Origin of the sequence: uncultured Roseobacter sp., assembly GCF_947491795.1 — a bacterium.
Lineage (GTDB): Bacteria > Pseudomonadota > Alphaproteobacteria > Rhodobacterales > Rhodobacteraceae > Roseobacter.
Map to the genome: position 1 here is coordinate 645361 of NZ_CANLKW010000002.1, position 24569 is coordinate 669929.

The 24569-nt window shown below is 62.6% G+C and carries 27 protein-coding genes; 15 read left to right on the plus strand and 12 right to left on the minus strand.

What is annotated here, in order from left to right:
- Window positions 1–24: 24 nt before the first annotated feature.
- Together map and sfsA are read right to left on the minus strand one after the other, a co-directional pair.
- On the minus strand, window positions 25–855 hold the full coding sequence (gene map / locus Q1A34_RS10030) for a type I methionyl aminopeptidase (RefSeq protein ID WP_300033466.1): 831 nt from the start codon (window positions 853–855) through the stop codon (window positions 25–27).
- Window positions 856–908: 53 nt separating this feature from the next.
- Complete coding sequence (gene sfsA, locus Q1A34_RS10035; protein ID WP_300033467.1) at window positions 909–1616, minus strand: DNA/RNA nuclease SfsA; 708 nt, start codon at window positions 1614–1616, stop codon at window positions 909–911.
- A gap of 49 nt (window positions 1617–1665) precedes the next feature.
- Here sfsA and Q1A34_RS10040 point away from each other — a divergent pair, with 49 nt between their 5' ends.
- Genes Q1A34_RS10040 through Q1A34_RS10055 form a run of 4 tightly spaced genes read left to right on the plus strand, consistent with a single transcriptional unit; the run spans window position 1666 to window position 4676 of the window.
- On the plus strand, window positions 1666–2391 hold the full coding sequence (locus Q1A34_RS10040) for a molybdopterin-binding protein (protein ID WP_300033468.1): 726 nt from the start codon (window positions 1666–1668) through the stop codon (window positions 2389–2391).
- A complete protein-coding gene (locus tag Q1A34_RS10045; RefSeq protein ID WP_300033469.1) occupies window positions 2388–3128 on the plus strand; it encodes a GNAT family N-acetyltransferase in 741 nt (246 codons plus the stop codon). Before Q1A34_RS10040 ends, Q1A34_RS10045 begins: the two co-directional genes overlap by 4 nt.
- Window positions 3121–3693: a peroxidase-related enzyme gene (locus Q1A34_RS10050; protein ID WP_300033470.1), complete on the plus strand. Its 573-nt coding sequence runs from the start codon at window positions 3121–3123 to the stop codon at window positions 3691–3693. The genes Q1A34_RS10045 and Q1A34_RS10050 overlap by 8 nt, the downstream gene beginning before the upstream one ends.
- Window positions 3690–4676 carry an OmpA family protein gene (locus Q1A34_RS10055; protein ID WP_300033471.1) on the plus strand — a complete coding sequence of 329 codons (987 nt, stop codon included), beginning with the start codon at window positions 3690–3692 and terminating at the stop codon, window positions 4674–4676. The genes Q1A34_RS10050 and Q1A34_RS10055 overlap by 4 nt, the downstream gene beginning before the upstream one ends.
- A gap of 55 nt (window positions 4677–4731) precedes the next feature.
- Here Q1A34_RS10055 and Q1A34_RS10060 read toward each other — a convergent pair whose 3' ends face one another.
- Together Q1A34_RS10060 and Q1A34_RS10065 are read right to left on the minus strand one after the other, a co-directional pair.
- On the minus strand, window positions 4732–5637 hold the full coding sequence (locus Q1A34_RS10060; protein ID WP_300033472.1) for a LysR family transcriptional regulator: 906 nt from the start codon (window positions 5635–5637) through the stop codon (window positions 4732–4734).
- Window positions 5638–5932: 295 nt separating this feature from the next.
- On the minus strand, window positions 5933–7960 hold the full coding sequence (locus tag Q1A34_RS10065) for an NADPH-dependent 2,4-dienoyl-CoA reductase (RefSeq protein ID WP_300033473.1): 2028 nt from the start codon (window positions 7958–7960) through the stop codon (window positions 5933–5935).
- Between the two features lie 96 nt (window positions 7961–8056).
- Between Q1A34_RS10065 and Q1A34_RS10070 the strand changes: the two genes are divergently transcribed.
- Window positions 8057–8515, plus strand: coding sequence for a GNAT family N-acetyltransferase (locus Q1A34_RS10070; RefSeq protein ID WP_300033474.1), 459 nt, complete (start codon window positions 8057–8059; stop codon window positions 8513–8515).
- Window positions 8512–8994 (plus strand): RNA pyrophosphohydrolase, encoded by a 483-nt coding sequence (locus tag Q1A34_RS10075; protein ID WP_300033475.1) that lies wholly within the window; start codon window positions 8512–8514, stop codon window positions 8992–8994. Before Q1A34_RS10070 ends, Q1A34_RS10075 begins: the two co-directional genes overlap by 4 nt.
- Here Q1A34_RS10075 and Q1A34_RS10080 read toward each other — a convergent pair.
- Genes Q1A34_RS10080 through nth form a run of 3 tightly spaced genes read right to left on the minus strand, consistent with a single transcriptional unit; the run spans window position 8985 to window position 11220 of the window.
- On the minus strand, window positions 8985–9587 hold the full coding sequence (locus Q1A34_RS10080) for a GNAT family N-acetyltransferase (protein WP_300033476.1): 603 nt from the start codon (window positions 9585–9587) through the stop codon (window positions 8985–8987). The two genes, Q1A34_RS10075 and Q1A34_RS10080, sit on opposite strands and share 10 nt — an antisense overlap.
- Before the next feature lie 2 nt (window positions 9588–9589).
- Window positions 9590–10579 carry an adenosine kinase gene (locus tag Q1A34_RS10085; protein ID WP_300033477.1) on the minus strand — a complete coding sequence of 330 codons (990 nt, stop codon included), beginning with the start codon at window positions 10577–10579 and terminating at the stop codon, window positions 9590–9592.
- Window positions 10576–11220: an endonuclease III gene (nth, locus tag Q1A34_RS10090; RefSeq protein ID WP_300033478.1), complete on the minus strand. Its 645-nt coding sequence runs from the start codon at window positions 11218–11220 to the stop codon at window positions 10576–10578. Before nth ends, Q1A34_RS10085 begins: the two co-directional genes overlap by 4 nt.
- 150 nt (window positions 11221–11370) lie before the next feature.
- Here nth and Q1A34_RS10095 point away from each other — a divergent pair, with 150 nt between their 5' ends.
- From Q1A34_RS10095 to Q1A34_RS10110, 4 genes are all read left to right on the plus strand, one after another.
- Window positions 11371–12360 (plus strand): Hint domain-containing protein, encoded by a 990-nt coding sequence (locus Q1A34_RS10095; RefSeq protein WP_300033479.1) that lies wholly within the window; start codon window positions 11371–11373, stop codon window positions 12358–12360.
- Between the two features lie 51 nt (window positions 12361–12411).
- Window positions 12412–13278 carry a bifunctional helix-turn-helix domain-containing protein/methylated-DNA--[protein]-cysteine S-methyltransferase gene (locus tag Q1A34_RS10100; protein WP_300033480.1) on the plus strand — a complete coding sequence of 289 codons (867 nt, stop codon included), beginning with the start codon at window positions 12412–12414 and terminating at the stop codon, window positions 13276–13278.
- Window positions 13279–13410: 132 nt separating this feature from the next.
- A complete protein-coding gene (locus Q1A34_RS10105) occupies window positions 13411–14076 on the plus strand; it encodes an OmpA family protein (RefSeq protein ID WP_300033481.1) in 666 nt (221 codons plus the stop codon).
- Between the two features lie 111 nt (window positions 14077–14187).
- Window positions 14188–14730: an NADPH-dependent FMN reductase gene (locus Q1A34_RS10110; protein WP_300033482.1), complete on the plus strand. Its 543-nt coding sequence runs from the start codon at window positions 14188–14190 to the stop codon at window positions 14728–14730.
- Here the strand turns inward: Q1A34_RS10110 and Q1A34_RS10115 are convergent.
- A complete protein-coding gene (locus Q1A34_RS10115; RefSeq protein ID WP_300033483.1) occupies window positions 14727–15143 on the minus strand; it encodes a VOC family protein in 417 nt (138 codons plus the stop codon). The genes Q1A34_RS10110 and Q1A34_RS10115 overlap by 4 nt on opposite strands.
- Window positions 15144–15173: 30 nt before the next feature.
- Here Q1A34_RS10115 and Q1A34_RS10120 point away from each other — a divergent pair, with 30 nt between their 5' ends.
- Window positions 15174–15986 (plus strand): acyl dehydratase, encoded by an 813-nt coding sequence (locus Q1A34_RS10120; protein WP_300033484.1) that lies wholly within the window; start codon window positions 15174–15176, stop codon window positions 15984–15986.
- Here Q1A34_RS10120 and Q1A34_RS10125 read toward each other — a convergent pair.
- Window positions 15978–17009: an FAD-dependent oxidoreductase gene (locus Q1A34_RS10125; protein WP_300033485.1), complete on the minus strand. Its 1032-nt coding sequence runs from the start codon at window positions 17007–17009 to the stop codon at window positions 15978–15980. The two genes, Q1A34_RS10120 and Q1A34_RS10125, sit on opposite strands and share 9 nt — an antisense overlap.
- Window positions 17010–17084: 75 nt before the next feature.
- Here Q1A34_RS10125 and mnmD point away from each other — a divergent pair, with 75 nt between their 5' ends.
- Both mnmD and Q1A34_RS10135 read left to right on the plus strand, forming a co-directional pair.
- Window positions 17085–17750, plus strand: coding sequence for a tRNA (5-methylaminomethyl-2-thiouridine)(34)-methyltransferase MnmD (mnmD, locus tag Q1A34_RS10130; protein ID WP_300033486.1), 666 nt, complete (start codon window positions 17085–17087; stop codon window positions 17748–17750).
- Window positions 17747–18616 (plus strand): DMT family transporter, encoded by an 870-nt coding sequence (locus Q1A34_RS10135; RefSeq protein WP_300033487.1) that lies wholly within the window; start codon window positions 17747–17749, stop codon window positions 18614–18616. Before mnmD ends, Q1A34_RS10135 begins: the two co-directional genes overlap by 4 nt.
- Here the strand turns inward: Q1A34_RS10135 and Q1A34_RS10140 are convergent.
- Window positions 18581–20554, minus strand: coding sequence for a lytic transglycosylase domain-containing protein (locus tag Q1A34_RS10140; RefSeq protein ID WP_300033488.1), 1974 nt, complete (start codon window positions 20552–20554; stop codon window positions 18581–18583). The two genes, Q1A34_RS10135 and Q1A34_RS10140, sit on opposite strands and share 36 nt — an antisense overlap.
- A 126-nt stretch (window positions 20555–20680) precedes the next feature.
- Between Q1A34_RS10140 and dapA the strand changes: the two genes are divergently transcribed.
- Entirely contained in the window at window positions 20681–21556 is an 876-nt protein-coding gene (gene dapA, locus Q1A34_RS10145) for a 4-hydroxy-tetrahydrodipicolinate synthase (RefSeq protein ID WP_300033489.1), read from the plus strand.
- Window positions 21557–21660: 104 nt separating this feature from the next.
- The gene (locus Q1A34_RS10150) at window positions 21661–22836 is read left to right on the plus strand and encodes a M20 aminoacylase family protein (RefSeq protein WP_300033490.1); all 1176 of its coding nucleotides are present in this window, start codon (window positions 21661–21663) and stop codon (window positions 22834–22836) included.
- Here Q1A34_RS10150 and Q1A34_RS10155 read toward each other — a convergent pair.
- Together Q1A34_RS10155 and Q1A34_RS10160 are read right to left on the minus strand one after the other, a co-directional pair.
- Window positions 22821–23693, minus strand: a complete 873-nt coding sequence (locus tag Q1A34_RS10155; RefSeq protein WP_300033491.1) for a DmsC/YnfH family molybdoenzyme membrane anchor subunit — start codon at window positions 23691–23693, stop codon at window positions 22821–22823. The genes Q1A34_RS10150 and Q1A34_RS10155 overlap by 16 nt on opposite strands.
- Entirely contained in the window at window positions 23693–24445 is a 753-nt protein-coding gene (locus Q1A34_RS10160) for a 4Fe-4S dicluster domain-containing protein (protein ID WP_300033492.1), read from the minus strand. Before Q1A34_RS10160 ends, Q1A34_RS10155 begins: the two co-directional genes overlap by 1 nt.
- Between the last annotated feature and the right edge of the window lie 124 nt (window positions 24446–24569).

Genomic DNA, 24569 nt, shown 5'->3' on the forward strand with positions numbered 1-24569 from the left:
CCGGGCCCTGTCAGGGCCCGGGTGTCAGTCAGCCGTATAGGTCGGGTGAAAAAGGCCGCCGGGAGAGAGCGTAAAGATCTCTGCCCCGTCTGCCGTGACGCCCACTGAATGCTCAAACTGCGCCGAGAGCGACTTGTCGCGGGTCACGGCTGTCCAGTCGTCGGCCAGGGTTTTGGTTTCGGGCCGGCCCAGGTTCACCATCGGCTCGATGGTAAAGAACATGCCCTCTTCGAGCACGGCACCCGTGCCCGGTCGGCCATAGTGCAGCACATTGGGCGGGGCATGGAACACACGGCCCAGCCCGTGCCCGCAGAAATCGCGCACCACGGACATGCGGTGGCTTTCCGCATAGGACTGAATGGCATGGCCGATGTCGCCAAAGGTGTTGCCGGGTTTCACCGCCTCGATGCCCAGCATCAGCGCGTCATGGGTGACCTGGATCAGACGTTCGGCCTTGCGGGGCAGTTTGCCGGCCACATACATGCGGCTGGTGTCCCCGAACCAGCCATCGACGATCACCGTGACGTCGATGTTCAGAATATCGCCGTCTTTCAGTGTCTTGTCCCCGGGGATACCGTGGCAGACCACATGATTGACGGAAATACAGCTGGCGTGCTGATAGCCCTTGTAGCCGATGGTGGCCGAGGTCGCGCCCGCTTCCTCGACCATCTCGGTGATGCGTTTGTCGATTGCACCGGTGGTCTGGCCCACAAACACAAGCCCGGCAATGTCGTCCAGGATGCGCGCGGCCAGTGCGCCCGCGGCATGCATGCCCGCGAAATCGCCTGCCTCGTAGATGCGTATGCCGTCTTTGGTCTGACGGCCCCGAAGATCTTCGTTCACCTGGGTCTCCATCGTGGTGGTTCGGGCGGCTTTTAGCGTACCCCGGGATCAGGCACCAGCCGCCATCACAGCGTAAAGGGCAGCGCCTGGCCGACCCCGATTGCCTTTGGCGAGATATTGGTGCCAAAGCACAGAGTTTCAACGCCCGCAGATGTCGCAGCCTGCCAGGCCGCCAGATAGGCGGGGTCAATGTCGCCTGCCAGTGTAACAGATTGTGCGTCTGTGCGCTGCACCAGATAGAGCATAATGGCGCGGTGGCCCCGGGCGACCATGTCCGCCAGCTCGGCCAGATGTTTTGCGCCGCGCGCGGTCACGCTGTCGGGAAACTCCGCCAGGCCCTTCTCACGGCTCAGCGTGACGCTTTTCACTTCGACGTAGAGGTCCGGCTGCCCGGCGCCGCTGAGCAGAAAATCGATGCGGCTGTTTGTGCCGTATTTCACCTCTGCTCGGACCAGCGGCCAGTCGGCAAAAGGCGCCAGCTGCCGGGCCATCAGCGCGTTTTTCAGCGCCCGGTTGGGCACGCTGGTATCGACGCCTGTGAAATGCCCGTCTGCATGTTCGACCAGCCGCCAGCCGAATTTCAGCTTCTTTTTCGGGTCGTCATTGGGCTCAAGCCAGACGCGGGTGCCGGGCTCGGCCAGACCCATCATCGAGCCGGGGTTGGCGCAGTGCGCGGTGACTTCCCGGCCATCGGCTTCCAGCACGCAATCGGCCAGAAACCGTTTGTAACGGCGGGTCAGACGGGCGGGCACAAGATCGGTTTGAAAGCGCATGAGCCCACGTCTATACCTCGCAGTAAGACCGGTGCAAGGGAGGGTAACAATGGCAAATCCGACAGCGGCAATGCTGGTGATCGGCGATGAGATACTGTCGGGCCGGACGCGGGATGCGAATATGTATCACCTGGCGGGCCGCCTGACAGAGACCGGCATCGACCTGCGCGAGGTGCGCGTGGTCAGCGATGATCCGGAGGCGATCATCTGTGCGGTTCAGTCCCTGTCTGCCGGGTTTGATCATGTGTTCACCAGCGGTGGCATCGGCCCGACCCATGATGACATTACCGCCGATTGCATCGCCGAAGCTTTTGGCCGCAACATCGATGTGCGCGAGGACGCGCGGCGGCTGCTGGCCGATCACTATGCGCGGACAGGCAAGGAGCTGAACGCGGCCCGGCTGCGCATGGCGCGCATTCCGGATGGCGCGACACTGATCGACAATCCGGTCTCTGTCGCGCCGGGGTTCATTCTGGAAAACGTCTATGTCATGGCCGGTGTGCCGTCGGTCTTTCAGGCGATGGTGGAAAGCATGCTGCCGAAACTGTCCGGTGGCGCGCCGCTGATCTCGCAGACGCTGCGGATTGATCAGGGCGAGGGCGATATCGCCGGGCCGCTGGGGGCGCTGGCGCAGGAATATCCGGCACTGAGCATGGGATCCTATCCTTTCCAGCAGGACAACGGGGCATATGGGTCCAATGTGGTGATCCGCGGGCAGGACCCGGAGATGGTGCGCGCGGCAATGGCCGAACTGGCAGCGGCCTTTCCGGGATGACACCAGACGCGCCGACCCTTTTTGCGGCGGTGGATGCAACCTGGCCTGCGGCTGCGGTGCGGCGCGCGGGCCCCTGGCTGATCCGCGAGGGCCGGGGCGGGGGCAAGCGTGTCTCGGCCGCCACCGCAGAGGCGCCTGTGGGGGAGCAGGACCTGGCACTGGCCGAGGCGCAGATGCTGGCGCTGGGGCAACAGCCCCTGTTCATGATCCGCGCAGGCGAAGAGACGCTGGACGGCCTGCTGGCCGCGCGTGGCTACGCCATTGTTGATCCGGTGAGCCTTCTGGTCATGCCGGTGGCGGGGCTGACGGATGCGCCAGTGCCGCCGGTGACGGCCTTTACCATCTGGGAGCCGCTGGCGATCATGCGCGAGATCTGGGCGGCGGGCGGTATCGGGCCCGCGCGGATCGACGTTATGAACCGCGCAGAGACGAAAACGGCTGTCCTGTTGCGCTGGAACGAAAAACCGGCGGGCACCGGGTTTGTGGCCCTGTCCGGCGATGTGGCGATGGTGCATGCGGTTGAGGTGCTGGCGCATCAGCGCCGTCAGGGCGTCGCGGCGTGGATCATGCGGGCGGCGGCCTTCTGGGCCGCGGACCAGGGCGCGCGGCATATTGCGGTGTTGTGCACCCAGGCAAACGGGCCGGCCAATGCGCTTTATTCCGCTCTGGGCTTTGCGCCTGCCGGACAGTACCATTACCGCATGAAACCCCGCTCAGGAGCCGAAGATCATGGCTGAAACCGACCTGCCCACTGCGCTGAACCTGCCCATGGTGGACCCGCTGCCCGAGGCCACGCAGAGCTATTTTGACGTCTGTCAGGAAAAGCTGGGCATGATCCCGAACGTCCTGCGGGCCTATGCCTTTGATATCGCGAAACTTGACGCCTTCACAGGCATGTACAACAACCTGATGCTGGCGCCCTCCGGGCTGAGCAAGCTGGAGCGGGAGATGATCGCGGTGGTCGTGTCGTCGGTCAACAAGTGCTTTTACTGCCTTGTAGCGCATGGGGCGGCGGTGCGCGCGATGTCCGGTGATCCGATGCTGGGCGAGGCCCTGGTGATGAACTACCGTGTTGCTGATCTGAATGCGCGCCACCGGGCAATGCTGGATTTTGCGGTCACCATGACAACGGCCAGCGCCACCATCGCAGAGGCCCACCGCCAGGCGCTGCGGGATGTGGGGTTCACGGATGCGGACATCTGGGACATTGCCAATGTCGCCGGGTTTTTCAACATGACGAACCGTGTGGCCAGTGCCACAGATATGCGCCCGAACGACGACTATCACGCACAGGCCAGATGATGATCGGCGGGGCGGGCAGATGGCGCGCTCTGATGCTCTGCGCTGCCTGTGTTGCGCTGCCGGACGCCGGGCGGTCTTTTGAGCCGGAACTGCCCGTAGGCGCACGGCAAACCGTGGCCCGCGACAGTCAGCTTGACAGTTTTGACGCCCCCACCGGCCGGTTTGCCAACGGTGTTCTGCCTGCCATTGCGGTGGAGGGGGCCATCACCCGCCAGGCCTGGCGCATCGGCACAGCCGGTCTGACGCCGTTGCAGGTGATTGTGCCCCTGCGCGAACAGATCGAGGCGGCGGGCTATGAAGTTGTGTTTGAATGTGCCGCTGCCTCCTGCGGAGGGTTCGATTTCCGCTTTGCGACAGAGGTACTGCCCGGCCCGAATATGTACGTCAATCTGGCGCGGTTCCGCTATCTGACCGCGCTGGACGGCCCGCGCGATGCGCCGCGTCGGGCCATCGGTGTGCTGGTCAGCGTGACCTCTTCTTCGGCCTATGCACAGATCATTACCGCAGACACCGGCAGAGCCGCCGACGTGCTGGTGCCCGAAGTAGCCCCGCCGGACCCGCTGCCTGAACCGGTGCAGACCGGGGGCGCACAGTTGCATGAGATGACCAGCGAAGGCCTGCTGGCGCGTGGATTCACTGTGCTCGGCGATCTGATATTCGAGACCGGTTCAACCGATCTGGGCCCGGGCAGCTATGCGTCTTTGCAGCAACTGGCGGAGATTCTGACCGAACGTCCGGATCTGCGCATCGCGCTGGTGGGGCATACGGATACGGTTGGCGGGCTGGAGCCGAACATTGCGGTGTCGCGCGCCCGCGCCCGCTCGGTGCGGCAGCGGCTGATCAGTGAATACGGCATTGCAGCGGCGCGGCTGGATGCCGAAGGCATGGGGTATCTGGCGCCCGTTGCCTCGAACCTGACCGAAGAGGGCCGCCGGGCGAACCGGCGGGTAGAGGCCGTTGTTCTGGAAGCGGAACAAAGATAACCCCCGGATACCAGGGGCACCCGAGGGTCTGAACGTCACGGGACGGTGACGGTATTTACCAGTCGGAGGGACCCTTTTCAGCAAAGGAATGGACCAGAAAATCAATGAACGCGCGCACTTTGGGCTGCGTGAAACGACCCGGCGGGTAGACCGCATAGATGCCCTGCATCTCCATCGGCAAATCAGGGATTGCATCCTCGACCAGGCCTTTTTCCATGGCATCGGCATAGAGAAAACTGGGCAGATAAGCGATGCCAAGTCCGGAGATGGCCGCGTTGAGAAGCGACTGGCCGTCATTGACGCTGAGCCAGCCTGCGGTGCGGACCTGACGTTTCTCACCCGAAGGAGCCGTCAGTTTCCAGACGTTGCCGGAGGATTGGTTGGAATAGTGCAGCAGCTTGTGATCATTCAGATCGTCGATCTTTTCGGGCCGTCCGTACTTTTCAAAATACTCCGGGCTGGCGATCATGCGTTTGGTTGTTTCGGTCAGTTTGCGGGCGCGCAGGGTGCTGTCTTCCAGCTCACCAATGCGCACGGCCATGTCAAAGCCCTCTGAAATCAGCTCAACATAGCGGTTGTTGAGCACCATATTCACGGTGATATCCGGAAAATCGGACAGAAATTCACTGAGGACAGGGGAGAGGTGGTTTACCCCGAAATCCGTTGCAACAGAGATGCGCAGCAGGCCCGAGGGTGCACTTTGCATCGAGGTGACGAGCGCATCCGCCTCGCCTGCGTCATTGAGAACGCGGCGGGCACGGTCATAATAGGCCAGTCCGATCTCTGTCGGGCTGACGCGCCGGGTTGTCCGGTTCAGCAGCCGTGCGCCGAGGCGCGCTTCGAGCGAGGACACATGCTTGGAGACGGCGGATTTCGAAATCCCCATCTTTTTGGCCGCATCTGTAAAGCCGCCCTGGTCCACGACCGTTGCGAATGCTTCCATTTCTGTGAGGCGGTCCATTACCGTTCCTTCCATCTCTGAGTTGAGCACTTGTCTGACGCTCAAATCAGGCAGGAACGGGGCGCATCTGGGACAGTATCGGGGTTTTTGCATGGATCGTTCTGCGGCTGGAAACGCTGAAAGATGCCGTAAACCATGCGCAGACGTCGATGTAAGGTGCTGAAAACAGGACGCTATTCAGCGCTTTTACCATGTGTTAACGCCCGAGGCGTTTGTTTACACTTAAGGCAAAATTGACTAAATTGTGCGCGATTGTGGCGAAATCGGAACGAATTTCACCACAGCCGACCGCGTCTTACAGTGCCGCTGCCAGCCGGGTGCCCTGGTCGATTGCCCGTTTGGCGTCCAGCTCTGCCGCAACATCTGCCCCGCCGATCACGTGACAGGGGATGCCGCGTTCTTCGAGAGCGTCCGCCAGGCTGCGTTCGGACAGCTGACCGGCACAGAGCACGATGGTATCGGCTGCAATCAGTTCCGGCGTTTCACGCGCCTCGCCGCGAGAGATCATCAGGCCGCCCTCTTCAATTCTCTCGTAATTGACACCGCCGATCATTTTCACGTTTTTCATGGCGAGCGCCGCGCGGTGGATCCAGCCGGTGGTTTTGCCCAGGCGTTTGCCGGGCTTTTCGGCCTTGCGCTGCAACAGCACGACCTCGCGGGCCGGGGCTGCCGGCTGCGGTCCCTCGGGTGCGAGACCCGAACGGTGCTCGGCCGGGTCAGTCACCCCCCATTCGCGCATCCATTCGGGCAGGTTTTCGGTTGGGCTTTCGCCCTGGTGCACCAGAAATTCCGCAACATCAAACCCGATGCCGCCTGCGCCGATGATGGCCACACGTTTGCCCACCTGCGCCTTGCCGCGCAGTACGTCGATATAGTCGAGCACATGTGCGCCGTCCTGGCCCGGAATGCCCGGATCACGCGGGACCACGCCGGTGGCCACGATCACCTCGTCAAAGCTTTGCAGATCGTCGGCACCGACCTCGCGGCCCAGGTGTACGGTCACACCGGTCTCGGCGATCATGGTGCGGTACCAGTCGACCAGCCCAAAGAATTCCTCTTTGCCCGGGACCTGTTTGGCCATGTTCAGCTGGCCGCCGATCTCGTCGGCGCGGTCAAAGACGGTGACATTGTGCCCGCGCTGTGCCGCCGTGATCGCGGTGGACAGACCTGCAGGGCCGGCACCGACAACAGCAATTGTCTTTGGCTCAGACGCCGGGCTGATCGTCAGTTCGGTCTCGTAACAGGCGCGCGGGTTCACCAGGCAGCTCGAGATCTTGCCCGAGAAAGTATGATCGAGACAGGCCTGGTTGCAGGCAATGCAGGGCGCGATCTGGTCGCCATCGCCGGACATGGCCTTGGCAACAAAATCCGCATCCGCCAGCATGGGCCGCGCCATCGAGACCATATCGGCACAGCCTGTTGCCAACACGTCTTCGGCCACATCAGGGGTGTTGATCCGGTTGGAGGTGATGACGGGGATACCCACCTTGCCCATCAGTTTCTTTGTCACCCAGGCAAAGGCCGCGCGCGGTACAGAGGTGGCAATCGTCGGGATGCGCGCCTCGTGCCAGCCGATGCCGGTGTTGATGATCGTGGCCCCTGCCGCCTCGACTGCCCGGGCCAGTTGCACGACCTCCTCATGGGTCGAGCCGTTGGGCACCAGATCGATCATCGACAGCCGGTAGATCATGATGAAATCCGTGCCGACCGCTGCGCGCACGCGGCGTACCACCTCGACCGGCAGGCGCATACGGTTTTCGTAGGCCCCGCCCCAGTCGTCGGTGCGTTTGTTGGTATGGGTCACGAGGAACTGGTTCAGAAAGTACCCTTCGGAGCCCATGATCTCGACACCGTCATACCCGGCCTCGCGCGCGCGCTGCGCACAGGTCACGATATCGCTGATCTGTTTTTCAATGCCGTCTGCATCGAGTTCGGTCGGCGGAAAGGGAGAGATCGGGGATTTGATGGCCGAGGGCGCCACGCACTTCGGGCCGTAAGCATAGCGGCCTGCGTGCAGGATCTGCATGGCGATTTTGCCGCCCGCTTCGTGCACGCGGTCCGTGACGATACGGTGGTTGGCCACGTCCTGGTCTGACACCATCATCGCCGCCCCCGGCAGAACGGAGCCTTCGAGGTTCGGGCCGATGCCACCGGTGACCATCAGCGCCACCTGACCGCGCGCGCGGGCGGCATAGAATTCAGCGACCCGGTTCCAGTCTTTGGTTTCCTCCAGCCCGGTATGCATGGACCCCATCAGCACGCGGTTTTTGAGAGTCGTGAACCCCAGATCCAGCGGCGCCAGAAGATGCGGATAATTGGCCATCGGAAAACCCTCCCCGGTTTTGATTGTGCACACTTCACATTTTCACATATGCGGTGTCACGTCGAACGCCGCGTCACGCGCGAGGGAGAACATCAAATGATCCACCTGGCAACTGCAGCAGATGCTCCCGCGCTGGCGCAGGTCTTTTTCCGTGCGGTGCGTGAAGGCGACAGCCCCTACACAGAGGCCGAGCGGCAGGCCTGGATGCCGCACCCGCCCGACCCGGACCGCTGGGCGGCGCGGTTGGGCGCGCTGGATTGTGTTCTGTTCCGCGATGGGAATGAGGCAGTGGGCTTCATGACGACCGAACCGGGCGGATATATTGATCTGGCGTTTATCCTGCCCGCGCACAGGGGCCGCGGTGTGTTCCGCGCGCTGTATTCAGAAATCGAGGCGCGGGCCCGGCGGGCTGGTGAGGCGCGCCTCTGGACACATGCAAGCCTTATGGCGCAACCGGCCTTTCAGGCTGTGGGCTTTCACGTTATCCAGCACGAGACGGTTGAGCGCGCAGGCCAGCACCTGCGCCGCGCGGAAATGGAGAAAGGTCTGGCATGAGCCCTGAAGAGATCGAAAAACTGCCCTATCGCCCCTGCGTGGGTGTCATGCTGATGAACGCCGGCGGCGAGGTTTTCGTGGGCCAGCGCATCGACAGCAAGGTTGCGGCCTGGCAGATGCCCCAGGGCGGAATAGATGCGGGCGAAGAGGCACAGACCGCAGCACTGCGCGAACTGACCGAAGAGACGGGTGTGACAGCCGATAAGGTGACCGTTGTGGCCGAAAGCCCGCGCTGGCTGCCCTATGAGCTGCCACACGACCTGGTGCCCAAGCTGTGGAAAGGCCGGTTTCGCGGCCAGCAGCAAAAGTGGTTTCTGATGCGGTTTCACGGTTCGGACAGTGACATCCGGATCGAACAGGAACACCAGGAATTTGCTGAATGGCGCTGGCTGCCGGTTAACGATCTGGTGGACAATATCGTGCCGTTCAAACGCGACGTCTATGCCGCCGTGCTGAAGGATTTTCGCGGCTATTTCTGAGCGCGGAAGATCGGCACATTGGGTCCGTGGTCTTCGGGCAGCACACCGATGACGCGCGGGTCATCGTCAATCTCGACCTGCTGGCGGTACGGTGTGAAACCACTGCGACGGTAAAACGCCAGGGCCTGCGGGCTGTCGATGGTACAGGTGTGCACATGAAACCGGCTGATCGGTTTCGCCCAGGCGCGCGCAATTGCCTCGTTCATCAGATACCGGCCTGACCCTGTCCCGATCAGCGCGGCGGTCAGCCCGAAATAGGCCAGTTCGCATTCGCCGGGGACGCGGAAATCGAGCTCCAGCAGGGCTTCATCCCGCCCGTCACGGCGCAGGGTGAATACTTCGACGCCCGGATCGCCGAGAATCTCCGTCAGCTCTGCGTCGCTCTTGCGCAGGCGTCCATACCAGAGCCAGTCCTGCGAGCCGACCCGCCGGAAAATATCGCGGTACCAGTCGGGGTCCGGGGTGACGGGGTGAAAACCGATCCCGTCCGGCAGGGAAACAGGCCGGACAGCGGCGGGGGCGTGCATTTCCAGATGTGTGACGATCATCGCCACCTTGCCAGGTGGGACGTCATGAAAACCGTCTGCGATCATGCTCAGACGAGACCCTCTGCGCGGAAAACTTCCATCATGTCCTTTTGCGGACGCGGGCCGATATGGCTGATCACCTCTGCCGCGCAGGCATTGCCCATGCGCGCGCAGGTTTCGATGTCGCGCGAGGTGGCCACGCCGTACAGGAACCCGGCAGCAAACTGGTCGCCCGCGCCCGTGGCATCCACAGGGGTGACTTCCTGAACGGGCACATCGGTGCGTGCGCCGCCGGCAATCACAGACACACCGTCACCTGAGCGGGTGCATACAACCATCGGGCAGATCGCGGCGGTTTTCTGCAGTGCGAGGTCCAGATCGTCGGTTTCAAACAGTGATTTGATTTCGTGCTCATTGCCGATCACGTAATCAAGATCGTTCTCAATCAGCGAAAGGAAATCGGCGCGGTGGCGTTCGACGCAGAAGGGATCGGAAATGGCGATACCCGCAATGCCATTGCCTGCTTTGGTCGCGCGGGCGGCTTCGCGGAAGGCTGTTTTGCCCGCGTCATGGTCAAAGAGGTAGCCCTCCAGGAACATGATCTGCGTGTTGCCGGAAACCTCGACCGGGACGTCATCAGAGGTCAGCCCGGTTGAAATACCCAGATAGGTGTTGAGCGACCGCTCCCCGTCGGGCGTGACAAAGATCATGCAGCGCGACGTGGGTGTTTCGCCGTCCACCACCGGCGGGTTGACGAAATCGATGCCATTGTCCGTCATCGCGCTGGCGTAGAATTTCCCCAGCGCGTCGTCGCGGACCCGGCCGATGAATGCGGTCTGCAGGCCCAGAGCACCGACGCCTGCAACCGTATTCGCAACTGCGCCGCCAGGCGTCTGCAAACGGTCAGACATAGAACCATAAAGCGCCTCGGAGCGGTCCCGCTCGACCAGTTGCATGATCCCCTTCTCGATCCCCATATGGTCCAGAAAGCTGTCATCGGCATGGCTGATCACATCGACGACCGCGTTACCGATCCCGACAAGTTTGTACTGTTTCATTGGGTTTTGTCCTCAAAAGAGCAGAGATCGCGGATGATACAGGTCGGGCATTGCGGCTTGCGCGCCTTGCAATGGTAGCGCCCGTGCAAAATCATCCAGTGGTGGGCGTGCAGCTGAAAATCAGCAGGAATGTTGTCTTCGATGGCGCGCTCGACGGCTTCGACCGTTTTGCCGGGTGCAATACCGGACCGGTTGCCGAGGCGGAAGATATGCGTGTCGACGGCCTGGGCCGGTTGTTGCCACCACATGTTCAGCACCACATTCGCCGTTTTGCGCCCGACGCCGGGCAGCCCCTGGAGTGCTGCACGGCTGTTGGGCACTTCGCCGCCGTAGTCATCCACAAGGATCTGGCTGAGCTTCATGACGTTTTTGGCTTTCTGCCTGAAGAGCCCGATTGTTTTGATATGTTCGGTCAGGCTCTCGAGCCCCAGATCCAGCATTTTCTGCGGCGTATCGGCGATCTGGAACAGGTGGCGCGTTGCCTTGTTCACGCCCGCGTCTGTGGCCTGAGCGCTGAGGGCAACCGCAACCACCAGCGTATAGACATTCACATGCTCCAGCTCGCCCTTTGGCGCCGGATCAGCCTCGTGAAAGCGGGTGAAAATCTCGCGGATCGTATGATAGCCGAGCTGTTTTGCCATAGCATCGGGTTATGCGGGGATTTGGCCCCCGGGGCAAGCCGTTGGGGGCGGCGATTTTTTACAATGCAGGTGATTTCCTGGCGCGGTTGCCAGGATGTTGTTTACCCTCGCCTGTCAGGCTGCGCGGAACTCAATCCCTGCGGAATCACCATGCCTGTCCTGAAACGTCCCGGCTATGCGCCGGATGCCCTGATCACTGACCCCGATGCGGGCACGCTGACCCTGAAAGCGGATTTCAATACCGGCACGGACCATATTCTTTTCAGCCTTCCGGAAAATGCCGCAACTGGCACAGATGCTGCAGGTTTTGCAGATGGCGCAGAGGCTTTCGCGGGCGCGACCTTGTCCGCGCCCTGTGCTGTGGTGCTGGCGCCGGATGGCGCCCGCATCACAGTAGAGCGCGTCGCGGCGGACGGTGTGGTGGCGGGGTTTGTCACGTCCCAGCCGCTGGCTCCCGGTGTTGCCTGTGCTGTAGCCGAGGTTGTGGATATTTCTGCCGTTCCGCTCTGCGGGCCGGAGGCGACGGGTCTGTGCTCATTTGGACCAGGCACGATGATCCGCACCGAGGATGGCGAAATTCCGGTGGAATGGCTGGAAACCAGCGACCGGGTTCTCACAAAAGACAACGGCTATCAGCCTGTGATGTGGATCGGCAGGACACGTCGTGATCCGGGGTTTTTCGCCCGTAACCCGGACTGTGCACCCCTCAGGATTGCCACCGGTACGATCGCAGCGGGTGTTCCGACGCACGACCTGACCGTGACGCGGGACCACCCTCTGCTGATGACCATGGGTGCATCTGATCCGGCGGCAGGCTCAGAAGTACTGGCCCTGGCGGCTGCCTGGGCTGACAGTGCGCGTGCGACGCCCCTGCGCCCGGGGCGCAGCTTTACCCTGACCAGTATTCTGTGCGCCGATCACCAGATCATCATGGCAGAGGGCGCCTGGGTCGGCTCGATGTTTGCGCATCCGGCGGCAATGGAACAGCTGAGCCCTTCGGCCAGAGAGGCCATCGTGTACCGCCTGGGCACAGACCTGCACGGACACCGCCTGGTGCGCCCCATTGTGCCCCGTGCGCGTGCTGCAGATCTGATCCGGGTCCGGGCCGGGGGCGGCGAAACGCAGGGGCGCCGCGTGTAAAAGCGCAGGTTTCGGGTCGAACATGGTCGCGACGCTGTCTATTCTGAGGGCATGACAAAGCATACTCACATCCCGGACGACACCGAATCCGCCTATCACTACCAGGTGATCCGGCGGGCTATCGACATGATAGACAGTGCCGAAACGCCCGCCTCGCTTGAGGAAATCGCAGCAGATATGGGCATGAGCCCGGCGCATTTTCAGCGGGTGTTTTCACGGTGGGTCGGTGTTTCCCCCAAAAGGTATCAGCAGTATCTGACGCTGGGCCATGCCAAGACCCTTCTTTCGGAACGGTTCACAACGCTGGAGGTTTCACAGTCTGTGGGGCTGTCCGGATCAGGCAGGCTGCATGATCTTTTTGTGCGCTGGGAAGCAATGAGCCCGGGGGATTTCGCCCGCAGGGGCGCGGGACTGACCATTTACTGGGGCTGGTTTGAGAGCCCCTTTGGACCGGCCATTGTGATGGGCACGGACAAAGGGATCTGCGGCGTTGGCTTTGCCGCCGAAATGGGTGCCGAAGCGGCGTTTGAGGATCTGGTGTCACGCTGGCCACTGGCTGAATTCACCGAAGACCCGGTCATGCTGCGCCCCTGGGTGCTGCAGGCCTTTGGCGCGGGTGACGGGACACTCGATACCGCGCCGCTTTTTCTGATCGGTGCGCCCTTTCAGATCAAAGTGTGGGAAGCCTTGCTGAGCATCCCCTCGGGACAGGTCACGACCTACTCGGAAATTGCCCGCTCTGTCGGTTCGCCGCGCGCGGTCCGTGCGGTGGGCACGGCTGTCGGGCGCAATCCGATCAGCTGGCTGATCCCCTGTCACAGGGCGCTGCGCAAATCGGGGGGCCTTGGGGGGTATCACTGGGGTCTGCCCATGAAACGGGCCATGCTGGCCTGGGAAACTGTCGGCGCGGAACACTGAGAAGTGATACCGGCAGGTTTCTGCCTGGTGTTTTTTCCCCTTTGTTTGCAGCGGAACTGGGCCCATATATAGTGCGTTCCTACAATGACGCCCTGCCCGAACGGGGCCGCAACCACTGAAGGCAGTACGAATATGACACGTTTAAAAACCCCTGCAGCGCTCGCATTCGCGGGCATTTTCGCTCTGGCAGCCTGTACAGAAACCGGGCAGATCGGCGCAAATTCCAACAACCCCAAAACCCAGCAGGGCGCTCTGATCGGCGCCGGTGCGGGCGCGCTTCTGGGCGCGCTGAGCAAGGGCGATGGCAACCGTGGCGACGGCGCGCTCGTCGGTGCTGTGATCGGCACCGCAATTGGCGCAGGCATCGGCTATTCGCTCGACAAACAGGAAGCGGACCTGCGCAACGATCTGGGCAACGACGATGTAACAATCGTGAACACAGGCGACCGTCTGATTGTCAGCCTGCCCCAGGACATCCTGTTTGCCACCGACAGTTTCGCGGTACGCCCTGACCTGCAGAATGATCTGCGCGCCGTGGCCGGAAACCTGCAGGAATATCCCCAGTCGACCATTCAGGTCATCGGCCATACCGACAGTGACGGCGATGCGGCTTATAATCAGCAACTCTCTGAGCGCCGCGCAAGTGCGGTGGCTTCTGTGCTGCTGAATGCCGGGGTGTCGCCCCAGCGCGTGCGCACTTTCGGGCGCGGAGAAACACAGCCTGTGGCCAGCAATCTGAACGCCACCGGCAAGGCGCAGAACCGCCGGGTCGAGATTGTCATCCTGCCCAACGCCTGATCTGCGGCATATACACTGAACAGCAAAGGCCATGCCCATCAGGGCGTGGCCTCTTGTCTTTGAGCGGCCCCGCCCCACACTTACCCGCAACAGAAATAACGGGTGAGTGAAATGGCCGAGATAAACCTGCTGGGACTTTCCGGATCGCTGCGCAGCGGCTCCACAAATACAAAACTGCTGGTCGAAGCCGCGCGGCTTTTCGGCCCATGCAAGTATGAAACTGCAGATATCCGCTTTCCGCTCTTTGACGGGGATGAGGAAGCAGCAACGGGCGTGCCCGCAGCGGTGCAAAAGGTGTCGGATCAGATCGCAGCTGCGGATGGGGTGATCATTTCGACACCGGAGTATAACAAAGGGCCCTCCGGCGCGCTCAAAAACGCGCTCGACTGGATCAGCCGGACACAGGGCAGCCCCTGGGCCGGAAAACCCGTGGCAGTCATGTCCGCGGCGGCAGGGCGGGCTGGTGGTGAACGCGCGCAGATGGTGCTGCGCGGTTTTATGGTGCCCTTCCGTCCACGGATTTTGCAGGGGCCGGAGATCCACCTGGCCCGGTGTTCTGATCAGTTCGACAACGATGGCAGACTGACCAGCGAGATGTACATCCGCGACCTGACAGCGCTGATGAAGTCCCTGGCGGATGAGATCGCGCGCTAGTCTGCAGGCACGGAGATTTCGATCAGGTTATTGTCCGGATCGCGGATGTAGAGCGAGGAGATGGGTCCGGTCGCGCCTGAGCGTCTGACCGGCCCCTCCATGACGCTGACCTGGTGAACCCCGAGATGGGCGATCCAGTCATCAAGCGGAGCATCTGTCAGAAAACACAGATCAGCCGTGCCTGGGTGGGCGTGCGCTGCCTTTGGTTCAAACTCACGGCCCTTCTGATGCAGGTTGATTTTGTGTTGCCCGAAAAGCAGCGCCCATCTGCGTGACCCGTCGGCGGCCTCGAACTGTTTGCCGCGCATGCCCAGGACCTGCGTATAAAAACGGACGGCATCGGGTATGCTGGTGACGGTTAGAACCAGGTGGTCGAGGGTCCGCACCCGGCATTGAATTTCGCTCTGGCTCATGGCACCTGTTCTGCCGGGGAGGTCCGGTGCATGCAGGATGCAACGCAGGACGGGACAAGTCAAAGTGACCTGATGGATCCGGCGCGGGCAAATGCCCTGCTGGTGACGCTGGGCATTGACCGCCAGATTGCTGTGTCCGAGCCGTTGCCCCCGTTTTTTCATCAGATCTACTTCTGGGATGCGCAGCCCGCGCAAAAGCTGGGGGGCGACGGGCATCCGAAAACCGGTGGGCTGATCCCTGATACCGGGCTGCCGCGCCGCATGTGGGCAGGCGGGCGTCTGTCGTTTGATGCGCCGCTGCGGGCGGGTCTGATGGCCACAAAAACGTCTGTCTGTGAAAGCGTGACGCACAAAGACGGGCGCAGTGGACCGCTGGCGCTGGTCACGCTGCGCCATGAAATCCGGCAACAGGGCGCGCTGTGCGTGACGGAACGGCAGGATCTGATCTACCGCGCGGCGGCCACGCCCGATGCGCCCGGACCCGTTGCGCCCAAAGCGCCGCGCGATGAGGACGCCGCGAAAGAGGTGCGCTTTTCCACCACACGGCTCTTCCGGTATTCGGCGCTGACATTCAACGGGCACCGGATTCACTACGACGAAGACTATGCACGCGGGACCGAAGGGTATGACGGCCTTGTGGTGCACGGGCCGCTTCTGGCACAGTTGCTGATGCTTTTTGCAAGCGACAGTGCGGATGGGTTGCGGCGGTTTTCTTTCCGCGCAACCGCGCCGCTGATGCACCATGAGGTGGCGACCCTGTGCAGAAAAAAGCAGGATCTGTGGGTGCGTGCCGCGGACGGGCGTCTGTGCATGCGGGCAGAGTTCGCAACGGTCTCAGAATGAGGCGGTAACCTCAAAACCCTCCGGGATGTTGTCCGTCCCTTCCAGCATCAGATCTGCCATCACATGGGCGATCGCGGGTGCCATGCCAAACCCGATCTTGAAACCACCGTTGGCAATGAAATGGCCGGGCCGTCCCGGCCAGGGGCCCAGCATCGGCGCGCGGCTGCGGGCTCTGGGGCGGACACCGGCCCAGCGGGCCAGAACCGGTGCGTCCACGAGGGCCGGTACGGCGGCCCGGGCCTTTGCAATAACCGCATCGAGCTGTTCATCGGTCGTGTACGGGTCTGCAAACTCCCGTTCGGACGTCGATCCAATGGCCACTGTGCCATCCAGATGCGGAATGATGTGTACCCCGTCCACAAAGAGCTGTGGCGCCCCTGCGGCATCGTAATCCAGCACGGCGGCCTGACCTTTGACACCGTTGCCGACGGGCCTGTGGTGTTCGCGGCTCAGCGCGTCCAGCCCCTGCACGCCGGTGGCCCAGACGACCTGGCCCGCGTCCGGGCCATCGGTTTGTGTCATCACGCCCCGTGCGGCAAGCGCGCTGACCAGCGCCATACAGGCCTGCCGGGGATGCACAAGAGCGCTCAGCGTATCGCGGATGACCTGACCTGTCGGGCTGTGGGGCGACCATGGAGTGTCGGGTGCCGGTTCCACGATCCATCTGGCATGCTGGCCCCAGAGTGTTTGCGCCGACCGGCTGCGGCTCTGCGCAAGGGCCAGCGCGTGTTCATCGGCCACGGTTTGCAGCCTGCCGCTGCGCCGGTACCCCGGCGCCTGCCCGCCTGCCTCTGCGACCCCGGACCAGAATTCCTCCGCTGCCAGCAGGCTGCGCAGCTGAAAAGCCTTTTTGGGGTTCCAGTTTTCCGGTACATGCGGCGCGAGGGCTCCAACAACGCCCCCGCTGCTGCCGGCGGCAGGCCCGTTCGGGTCAATGACCCGCACCTGCGCGCCCCGCAGGACACAGACCCAGGCAATGCTGAGCCCCAGAATGCCCGCCCCGCGAACCGTTATTTCGACCATTGCCAAAAACTGCCTTCTGTCCCAGTGTCGCGCATGATTTCTGACATCCTACAGGGCTGAGCTGTGCAGAACCAGATGGCTGATCTGACATGGAAAACCGGCGATGTGCCGGTGTCTGTGCGTTTTGATGATCCGTATTTCAGCCTGGAGAATGGCCTGGCTGAGACGCGCCACGTTTTTCTGGCGGGCAATGATCTTCCGGCGCGTTTCCAGCCAGGGTTTCACATTGCCGAGCTTGGCTTTGGCACCGGGCTGAATTTTCTGACGGCTCTGCTGGCGTGGCAGGAAGCCGGTGCGCCCGGGCCGCTCTTTTTCACATCCTTTGAGGCCTATCCGATGAGCCGCGATGAGATGACCCGTGCCCTGGCCGCTTTTCCCGAGCTGGCGCAGGTGTCCGGATGTCTGACCGCGCAGTGGCAGACAAGCGGATGCCGTGCCGAGGTGCCGCCCGGCGTGCATCTGGAGGTTATCATTGGCGATGCGCGCGCCACTCTGCCCGCCTGGACCGGGCGCGCGGACGCCTGGTTTCTCGACGGGTTCTCGCCTGCGCGCAATCCTGAGCTCTGGTCAGCGGATCTGATGGGCGAGGTTGCTGCGCATACGGATCAGGGCGGTACCTTTGCCACCTACACGGCCGCAGGATTTGTGCGCCGGGCACTGGCGGAGGGCGGGTTTGACGTGACCCGCAGCCCCGGGTTCGGACGCAAGCGACATATGAGCTGGGGCGTGCTGCGCCCGTGACACAGACCAGCAACCTGCGCCTGGCAGTGCTGCTTATGCTGCTGACCACTTTTGTCTTTGCCCTGCAGGACGGCATCTCGCGGCATCTGGCCGATACCTACAATGTGCTGATGGTGGTCATGATCCGCTACTGGTTCTTTGCGGCCTTTGTGATCGCGGTTGCGGCCCGCCGTGCCGGAGGCGTGCGCGCGGCTGCAGCGACCCGTCAACCGGTGCTGCAGGCGTTCCGCGGGTTTCTGCTGGCCACCGAGGTCTGTGTCATGGTCGCGGCCTTTACGCTGCTGGGACTGGTGGAAAGCCATGCGGTTTTTGCCTGTTATCCGCTGGTGGTGGCAGCCCTGTCCGGGCCCATTCTGGGCGAGCGTGTGGGCTGGCGTCGCTGGGCGGCGATTGCGGCAGGGTTTGCCGGGGTTATGATCATCCTGCAGCCGGGCTATGGTGTCTTTGATCCGGCGGCAATTGTACCGTTGATTTCCGCTATGATGTTTGCGCTTTATGCGCTGCTCACCCGTTTTGTCTCGCGGCAGGACACGACGGCGACCAGCTTTTTCTGGACGGGAACCGTCGGGGCGATCACCATGACGGTTCTGGGCATCTGGTACTGGGAGCCGATGACGCAAAGCGACTGGGGGTGGATGGCCGTGCTCTGTGTGACCGGAGCCTCCGGACACTGGCTGCTGATCCGCTGCTATGAGCTGGCCGAAGCAAGTGCCATTCAGCCCTTTGCCTACTTTCAGCTGGTGTTTGCCGCAGCCATCGGGCTGCTGGTTTTCGACGAGACCGTACGCCCGAATGTGGCTCTGGGGGCAGCAGTGATCGTCTGTGCGGGCCTATTCACCCTGTGGCGCGAACGCCAGAAGGGTTGAGCCGGTGAGTTCATCAGTAAAGGGCACAGGCAACGGGTCCTTGCCCAGCATGGCCCGGTACACCGGCAGGCTTTCCGTGACGCGCATCACATAGTTCCGGGTTTCGCGGAAGGGGATGTGCTCGATCCAGTCGACGATATCCACAGCTCCCCGGCGCGGATCACCGTAGACCTGCATCCATTTGTCGGGCCGGCTGGGCCCGGCATTGTAGGCGGCTGACATCATCACAACATTCCCCCGGAAGCGCCCTGCCATGACCGACAGATAGGTGGCACCCAGCTCGGCGTTATAGGCCGGATCGGTGATCAGCCGCGCGGTGGAATGGCCGCTCTGGCGCCCCAGCCTGCGGGCGACCTCGCGCCCGGTGGCGGGCATGATCTGCATCAGGCCGCGCGCGCCCGCACCGCTTTGTACCGACGGGTCAAATTCACTCTCTCGGCGGGCGATGGCCAGGGTCATTTCAGGGGCCATAGGCAGGGTCTGTCCGGCCACGGGATGCAGCGGGTAGTATCCGCCTGGGATCACAATGGCCTGGCGTGCCGCGCGTTTGCCGATCATCACGGCCAGGTGGGGCTCTTCAAGTTCCAGTGCCGCCTGTGCCAGCAGTCCTGCGTCATTGCGTCCAAGGCTTTCTGTCAGATGTGTCCAGAAACGCTCTGCCAGGTTCAGCTCACCCGCGGCGAGCAGCAGCAGACCGGCCTGAAAAACATCGTTTCCAACCAGATCAGAACTGCGCCAGTCGCCGGTCGCTGTTTCACCCGCAAGCTCCATGTCAAAGCCCAGGCCCGCCTGCTCTGCGGCCAGCAACCCATAAAAAGATGTCTGGTACTGCGCAGCTTCAAGAAAGGCCTGATCTGCCGCTGCCACATCGCCCATGCCGGTCAGTGCGCGTCCGCGCCAGTATCCGGCACGCCCCTTTGAGATCGGGGAGCGGACGGCCGCTTCGTGATTGCTGAAATGCTTCAGCGCCGTTTCAGGATCGCCCAGTTTGCGCAGCGCAATATAGCCCGCCAGCCATTCCAGATCGGCGTAGTCGGATCCCGCCGCCAGGAAATGCCGCGATGCAAGCGCATAGGCCCGCCGGGGGTCGCCGTTGCGCATTTCGTCCCGTGCCATGGACCGGCGTCTGTTGGACCACTCCGACGGACGCCCGAGAGCTTTTGCGCTGGACGATGACGCTTCCAGCAGGTCCTTGGCGGCCTCATAACGGCCCTTGCGCAGGCGCCAGACAAAGCGATCGTATTGCAGACCACCGTTGTTTGCGAATTCTGAAGGAATGGCCTCGATCAGCGTATCAACACCCTTGTCGCCTTCGCGCAGCGCGATCCGCGCCTTTGCCGAGGCAACAGCACCCGCAGAGGCCAGCGGGAACATGCGCCGCGCGTTTCCATATGCAGCTTTCCACAGCATTGTGTCGAGACGGGCGTCATGATGGCCGCGCAGATAGCCGCCATAGCGGGACTGAAACGCGGCCTGCTCTTCGGCTGTCATCGGAAAATTGCGCCAGGCATTCACAATAAGAGCCCGCGCCTCGCCGGAGTTGGCTGCATCGCCATGGGCATCCGCCCAGGCCAGCACGCCGCGCGGTGTCTGCGGGGGTGTTCCGGCAAAAAAGGCAAGCACTGTGGCTTTGTCCGCGCGGGCGATCGCTTCTTCGGACTGGCGGCGCAGATAACGTTCTCCCGGCCAGTCAGGCCTGCGGGTCAGAAACCGGGTGACCTCGCCTGGTGTTCCCCTGCCGTCGCGCAGGCGGGCCCATTCGACGATGTCGGCGGCCACGTCCCCATCTTTGGCAGCCACACGCGCGGCTGCATTCCAGTCGCCGCTGCGCAGAGCGTCAAAGGCGAGGCTCAGAGGCCGTGGCCGTTCCGCCCAGGCGGGCAGGGCGGTCAACAGAACCAAAGTCAGAATCGTCAGCTGGCGCCTGATCACTTGCATTTCCCGACGTTTGAGGGCTAGAGGCTTTGAACATAAACCTCTCTGACCCACGATCAAATCACGATCATGCTTAAAGAGTGGTAAAACCCAGGCCTTTTGCCGGCCACAATTAAAAGGAGCGTGAATATGTTCAAAGGCTCAATGCCTGCCCTCGTCACGCCGTTTCGGAACGGCGAGCTGGATCTGGATACACTCAAGAAACTCGTAGAATGGCACATCGGTGAAGGCAGCAATGGCCTGGTGCCCGTTGGCACAACCGGTGAAAGCCCGACCCTGACCCACCGTGAACACGAGGTGGTTGTCGAGGAGGTCGTCAAAGCCGCCGCAGGGCGTGTGCCGGTGATTGCAGGTGCAGGGTCCAATAACACCACAGAGGCCATTCGCCTTGTGCGGCATGCCGAATCGGTTGGCGCGGATGCGGCCCTGGTCGTGACGCCCTATTACAACAAACCCACCCAGTCCGGTCTGATTGCGCATTTCACAGCACTGCATGACTGTGCCGAACTGCCGATCATTATCTATAATATCCCCGGCCGGTCGGTTGTGGATATGAGCCCGGAAACCATGGGCCGGCTGGCGGAACTGCCCCGGATCGTCGGCGTCAAGGACGCCACGGGCGATCTGGCGCGCGTCTGCGACCAGCGCATGACCTGCGGGCCGGATTTCATCCAGCTGTCGGGTGAAGACGCCACGGCGCATGGGTTCAACGCCCAGGGCGGCACGGGCTGCATCTCTGTCACCGCGAATGTCGCGCCGAAGATGCTCAGCCAGATGCAGGCCGCCTGCCTTGCGGGCGATTACGCAACCGCTCTGCAGATACAGGACCGTCTGATGCCGCTGCACAAGGCCATCTTTACCGAGCCGGGCCTTGTGGGTGTGAAATACGCCATGTCACGCCTTGATCTGTGCTCGGACGAGGTACGCCTGCCGCTGACCGGTCTGTCGGACGAGACGCGCGTCCTGGTGGACAATGGTCTGCGCCACGCGGGCCTGATGAACTGAGCCAGCACCGGCGGGGTTTTTCACCCCTTCCGTCTCCGGGGCGTTGACCCGGGGACGGCGATCTCCAATTGTGGGCCGCAGTGCCCGTATACTGGAGATGTGCTTTGAATATTCTGCCCGAAATCGAAAACGAAACGGATGCGCTGACGGCGCTCTACCGCGATCTGCACGCCCATCCCGAGATTGGTTTCGAGGAAACCCGGACCGCTGGGATCGTCGCGGAAACGCTGGAACGCTACGGTGTGGATGAAGTGCATACCGGCATCGCGGGCACCGGCGTTGTGGCGCTGATCCATGGGCAGGGGCAGGGCAACCGGCGTGTCGGCCTGCGGGCGGATATGGACGCGCTGCCGATTGTCGAGGCAACGAACCTGCCCTGGGCCTCAGAAAACCAGGGGGTGATGCACGCCTGCGGCCATGACGGGCATACCACAATGCTGCTGGGGGCGGCAAAACATCTGGCGGCGACCCGCGATTTTGAGGGCACTGCGGTGCTGATTTTCCAGCCCGCCGAAGAAGGTCTGGGCGGTGCGCGGGGCATGATTGCGGACGGGCTTTTCGAGCGTTTCCCCTGTGACGAAGTTTACGGGCTGCACAATTACCCCACGGGTGTGCCGGGAAAATTCGGGATCTGCAAAGGCGCGGCACTGGCGGGCGCTGCATTTTTCGATATCGACGTGCAGGGCACCGGCAGCCACGCGGCCCATCCGGACGAATCCCGCGATGCGCTGATGGTGGCGGCGAGCCTGGCCACTGAGCTGAACACCGTTCTGGCGCGCAGCATCCCGCCCCAGGACACCTGCGTTCTGTCAGTGACACAGCTGCACGCGGGCACGGCCTATAATATCGTGCCGGGCACAGCCTCTCTCGCAGGTACGATCCGGTATTTCCGGGACGAGATTTATACGCTGGCGGCTGACCGCATGCAGGCAATCTGCGATGGGTTTGCCCTGGCCCACGGCGTGCAGATTGATCTGGACCTGCGCAACGTCTTTGACGTGTTGATGAACGACCACGACCTGTCAGAGGCTTACGCTGAAGCGGCAGCCGATGTTGTTGGAGCGGACAACGTTTCGCGCAATGATGCGCCGACCACAGGGTCCGAGGATTTTGCGGATATGCTGCGTGTGGTCCCGGGCGCTTATTGCAGTCTGGGGCACAGCGGCACGCTGCCGCTGCACAATCCCGGGTTTGTTCTGGGCGAGGAAATCCTGCCCGTCGGTGCCTCGATCATCGCGCGCCTTGTGGAACGGCGGATGCCGCGTCAGCGCTTGCCGTAGTAGAGCCCGACCACATGTTCGGCTTCTGCAAAGAAGAGCCAGCGGGCGGTGAGGACACCGGCCACGTGGCTGACCACCGCGAGCAGGGCCAGGAAATGTGAGAAGGGCAGGGCCAGCAGGATCACCGGCAGAGCCACCATCAGCACCAGCGAAATGATCCGCAGCTTCTGGCTGTGTTTGCGGCCGATCTGGTGCACAAATTCGCGCAGCAGATAGTTGGTGCCGGTGTGCGGGGGCTCGAACGCGCGGACCTTGCCGATGCCGCCCAGACCGGTGGCCGAAGCCATATCGGTGCCGGAGGCGGCCAGCGCCTTGTCGCCCATGCTCCAGGTCAGAAGCTGCACGGCACCGGCGATCACCAGAAGCACAAGCGCCGCCGTGACCTGGCCCGAGAGCAGCGCGCCACCGGCAAGCGAGAGCGACAGGAACTTGACCGGCGTGACGGGCATGTTCCAGCGCGGGATGGTTTTCAGCTGGGTGTAGATCATCGAGGTGGTGAAGACCGTGGCCATGGACAGGGCCGCACCGATGAGGCCCAGCAGGCTGTAGCGCTCGCCCAGAAAGACGAGGCCCGCGCCGTAGAGACCCATGGCCACCAGCGCACCAACGGCGCACCAGGCCTCGCGGCTGAGCCAGCTGGAGCGCCATTGCGTAAAGGCTTTTATCGCCCGCTCGGGCCGGCCCAGGTGGAAGGTCGACGACAGCAGCCCGCCTACCGCCATCGCATAGGCAATGGCGAAAAAGGCAAAGGCCGTCCAGCCGGTGACTGCAGGGTATCCAAGGCCCAGCCAGGTCAGCAGGCCAAAGCCCAGGCCGCTGAAAACAGTGAAGAAAATAACGGAAGGAGCAGGATGCATCAGAGTTTCTCCAGCGTTTTGTCGAGCCATCCGAGGAAGCCTTTGGGCTCCTGGGCGACAGGTTCCAGGAAGGGGGCCAGAACGTCAAACTCGGGCATAGCGTCTTTGGGTCGTGGGGGCAGGTATTTGTTCACCGGCTTTGTGCCCTGTTCGGGCATCAGGTCCATGCCGCCGCGCTCTGCGACAAGCTGGCTGACGTCACTGTCCGGATCGCCCAGATCGCCAAAGTGACGCGCACCGGCGGGGCAGGTGCGCACACAGGCGGGCTGGCGGTCTTCTTCGGGCAGGTTCTCGTTATAGATCCGGTCGACGCAGAGGGTGCATTTCTTCATGACATCCTCGGCCTGGTCGAGTTCGCGCGCGCCGTAAGGACAGGCCCAGGCGCAGAGACCACAGCCGATACAGTCGCTCTCGTTCACCAGTACGATGCCGTCTTCGACCCGTTTGTAGCTGGCCCCTGTGGGGCAGACGGTCACGCAGGGCGCGTCCTCGCAGTGCAGGCAGGACTTGGGAAAGTGGATGAGCTGGGCGGCGGCGTCCGGGGCTTGGGGCTGGACCTCGAAGGAGTGTACGCGGTTGAGGAAAGTGCCGGAGTTATCCGCGCCGTAGGCGTTCTGATCGGAGAGTGGCGCGCCGTAGTTTTCGGTGTTCCAGCCTTTGCAGGAGATCACGCAGGCGTGGCATCCGACGCAGGTGTCGAGGTCGATCACGAGGCCCAGTTTCTTGTCGGTCTGTGCTGGCAGAGTGGTCATTTCGGGCCCTCTTTTCTGGCCGTCAGTGCGGCGTCGGTATCACGTCGGTTTAACGTCGGTATTACGTCGGTGCGCGGCGCGCGGTGGTGCAGGGCCCTGTTAGGGGAATTTTCCCCGGGCGCTG

Coding starts and splice junctions, on each gene's coding strand:
- Q1A34_RS10060 (WP_300033472.1), bottom strand. CDS start 5,637: ATGGACCGCCTCACAGAAATGGAAGCATTCGCAACGGTCGTGGACCAG.
- Q1A34_RS10080 (WP_300033476.1), bottom strand. CDS start 9,587: ATGATCGCAGACGGTTTTCATGACGTCCCACCTGGCAAGGTGGCGATG.
- Q1A34_RS10095 (WP_300033479.1), top strand. CDS start 11,371: ATGCCTGTCCTGAAACGTCCCGGCTATGCGCCGGATGCCCTGATCACT.
- Q1A34_RS10120 (WP_300033484.1), top strand. CDS start 15,174: ATGCAGGATGCAACGCAGGACGGGACAAGTCAAAGTGACCTGATGGAT.
- Q1A34_RS10125 (WP_300033485.1), bottom strand. CDS start 17,009: ATGGTCGAAATAACGGTTCGCGGGGCGGGCATTCTGGGGCTCAGCATT.
- nth (WP_300033478.1), bottom strand. CDS start 11,220: ATGGCAAAACAGCTCGGCTATCATACGATCCGCGAGATTTTCACCCGC.
- Q1A34_RS10115 (WP_300033483.1), bottom strand. CDS start 15,143: ATGAGCCAGAGCGAAATTCAATGCCGGGTGCGGACCCTCGACCACCTG.
- sfsA (WP_300033467.1), bottom strand. CDS start 1,616: ATGCGCTTTCAAACCGATCTTGTGCCCGCCCGTCTGACCCGCCGTTAC.
- Q1A34_RS10100 (WP_300033480.1), top strand. CDS start 12,412: ATGACAAAGCATACTCACATCCCGGACGACACCGAATCCGCCTATCAC.
- Q1A34_RS10070 (WP_300033474.1), top strand. CDS start 8,057: ATGATCCACCTGGCAACTGCAGCAGATGCTCCCGCGCTGGCGCAGGTC.
- Q1A34_RS10085 (WP_300033477.1), bottom strand. CDS start 10,579: ATGAAACAGTACAAACTTGTCGGGATCGGTAACGCGGTCGTCGATGTG.
- map (WP_300033466.1), bottom strand. CDS start 855: ATGGAGACCCAGGTGAACGAAGATCTTCGGGGCCGTCAGACCAAAGAC.
- Q1A34_RS10110 (WP_300033482.1), top strand. CDS start 14,188: ATGGCCGAGATAAACCTGCTGGGACTTTCCGGATCGCTGCGCAGCGGC.
- Q1A34_RS10160 (WP_300033492.1), bottom strand. CDS start 24,445: ATGACCACTCTGCCAGCACAGACCGACAAGAAACTGGGCCTCGTGATC.
- mnmD (WP_300033486.1), top strand. CDS start 17,085: ATGGCTGATCTGACATGGAAAACCGGCGATGTGCCGGTGTCTGTGCGT.
- Q1A34_RS10140 (WP_300033488.1), bottom strand. CDS start 20,554: ATGCAAGTGATCAGGCGCCAGCTGACGATTCTGACTTTGGTTCTGTTG.
- Q1A34_RS10045 (WP_300033469.1), top strand. CDS start 2,388: ATGACACCAGACGCGCCGACCCTTTTTGCGGCGGTGGATGCAACCTGG.
- Q1A34_RS10105 (WP_300033481.1), top strand. CDS start 13,411: ATGACACGTTTAAAAACCCCTGCAGCGCTCGCATTCGCGGGCATTTTC.
- Q1A34_RS10155 (WP_300033491.1), bottom strand. CDS start 23,693: ATGCATCCTGCTCCTTCCGTTATTTTCTTCACTGTTTTCAGCGGCCTG.
- Q1A34_RS10055 (WP_300033471.1), top strand. CDS start 3,690: ATGATGATCGGCGGGGCGGGCAGATGGCGCGCTCTGATGCTCTGCGCT.
- Q1A34_RS10050 (WP_300033470.1), top strand. CDS start 3,121: ATGGCTGAAACCGACCTGCCCACTGCGCTGAACCTGCCCATGGTGGAC.
- Q1A34_RS10075 (WP_300033475.1), top strand. CDS start 8,512: ATGAGCCCTGAAGAGATCGAAAAACTGCCCTATCGCCCCTGCGTGGGT.
- Q1A34_RS10065 (WP_300033473.1), bottom strand. CDS start 7,960: ATGGCCAATTATCCGCATCTTCTGGCGCCGCTGGATCTGGGGTTCACG.
- Q1A34_RS10040 (WP_300033468.1), top strand. CDS start 1,666: ATGGCAAATCCGACAGCGGCAATGCTGGTGATCGGCGATGAGATACTG.
- dapA (WP_300033489.1), top strand. CDS start 20,681: ATGTTCAAAGGCTCAATGCCTGCCCTCGTCACGCCGTTTCGGAACGGC.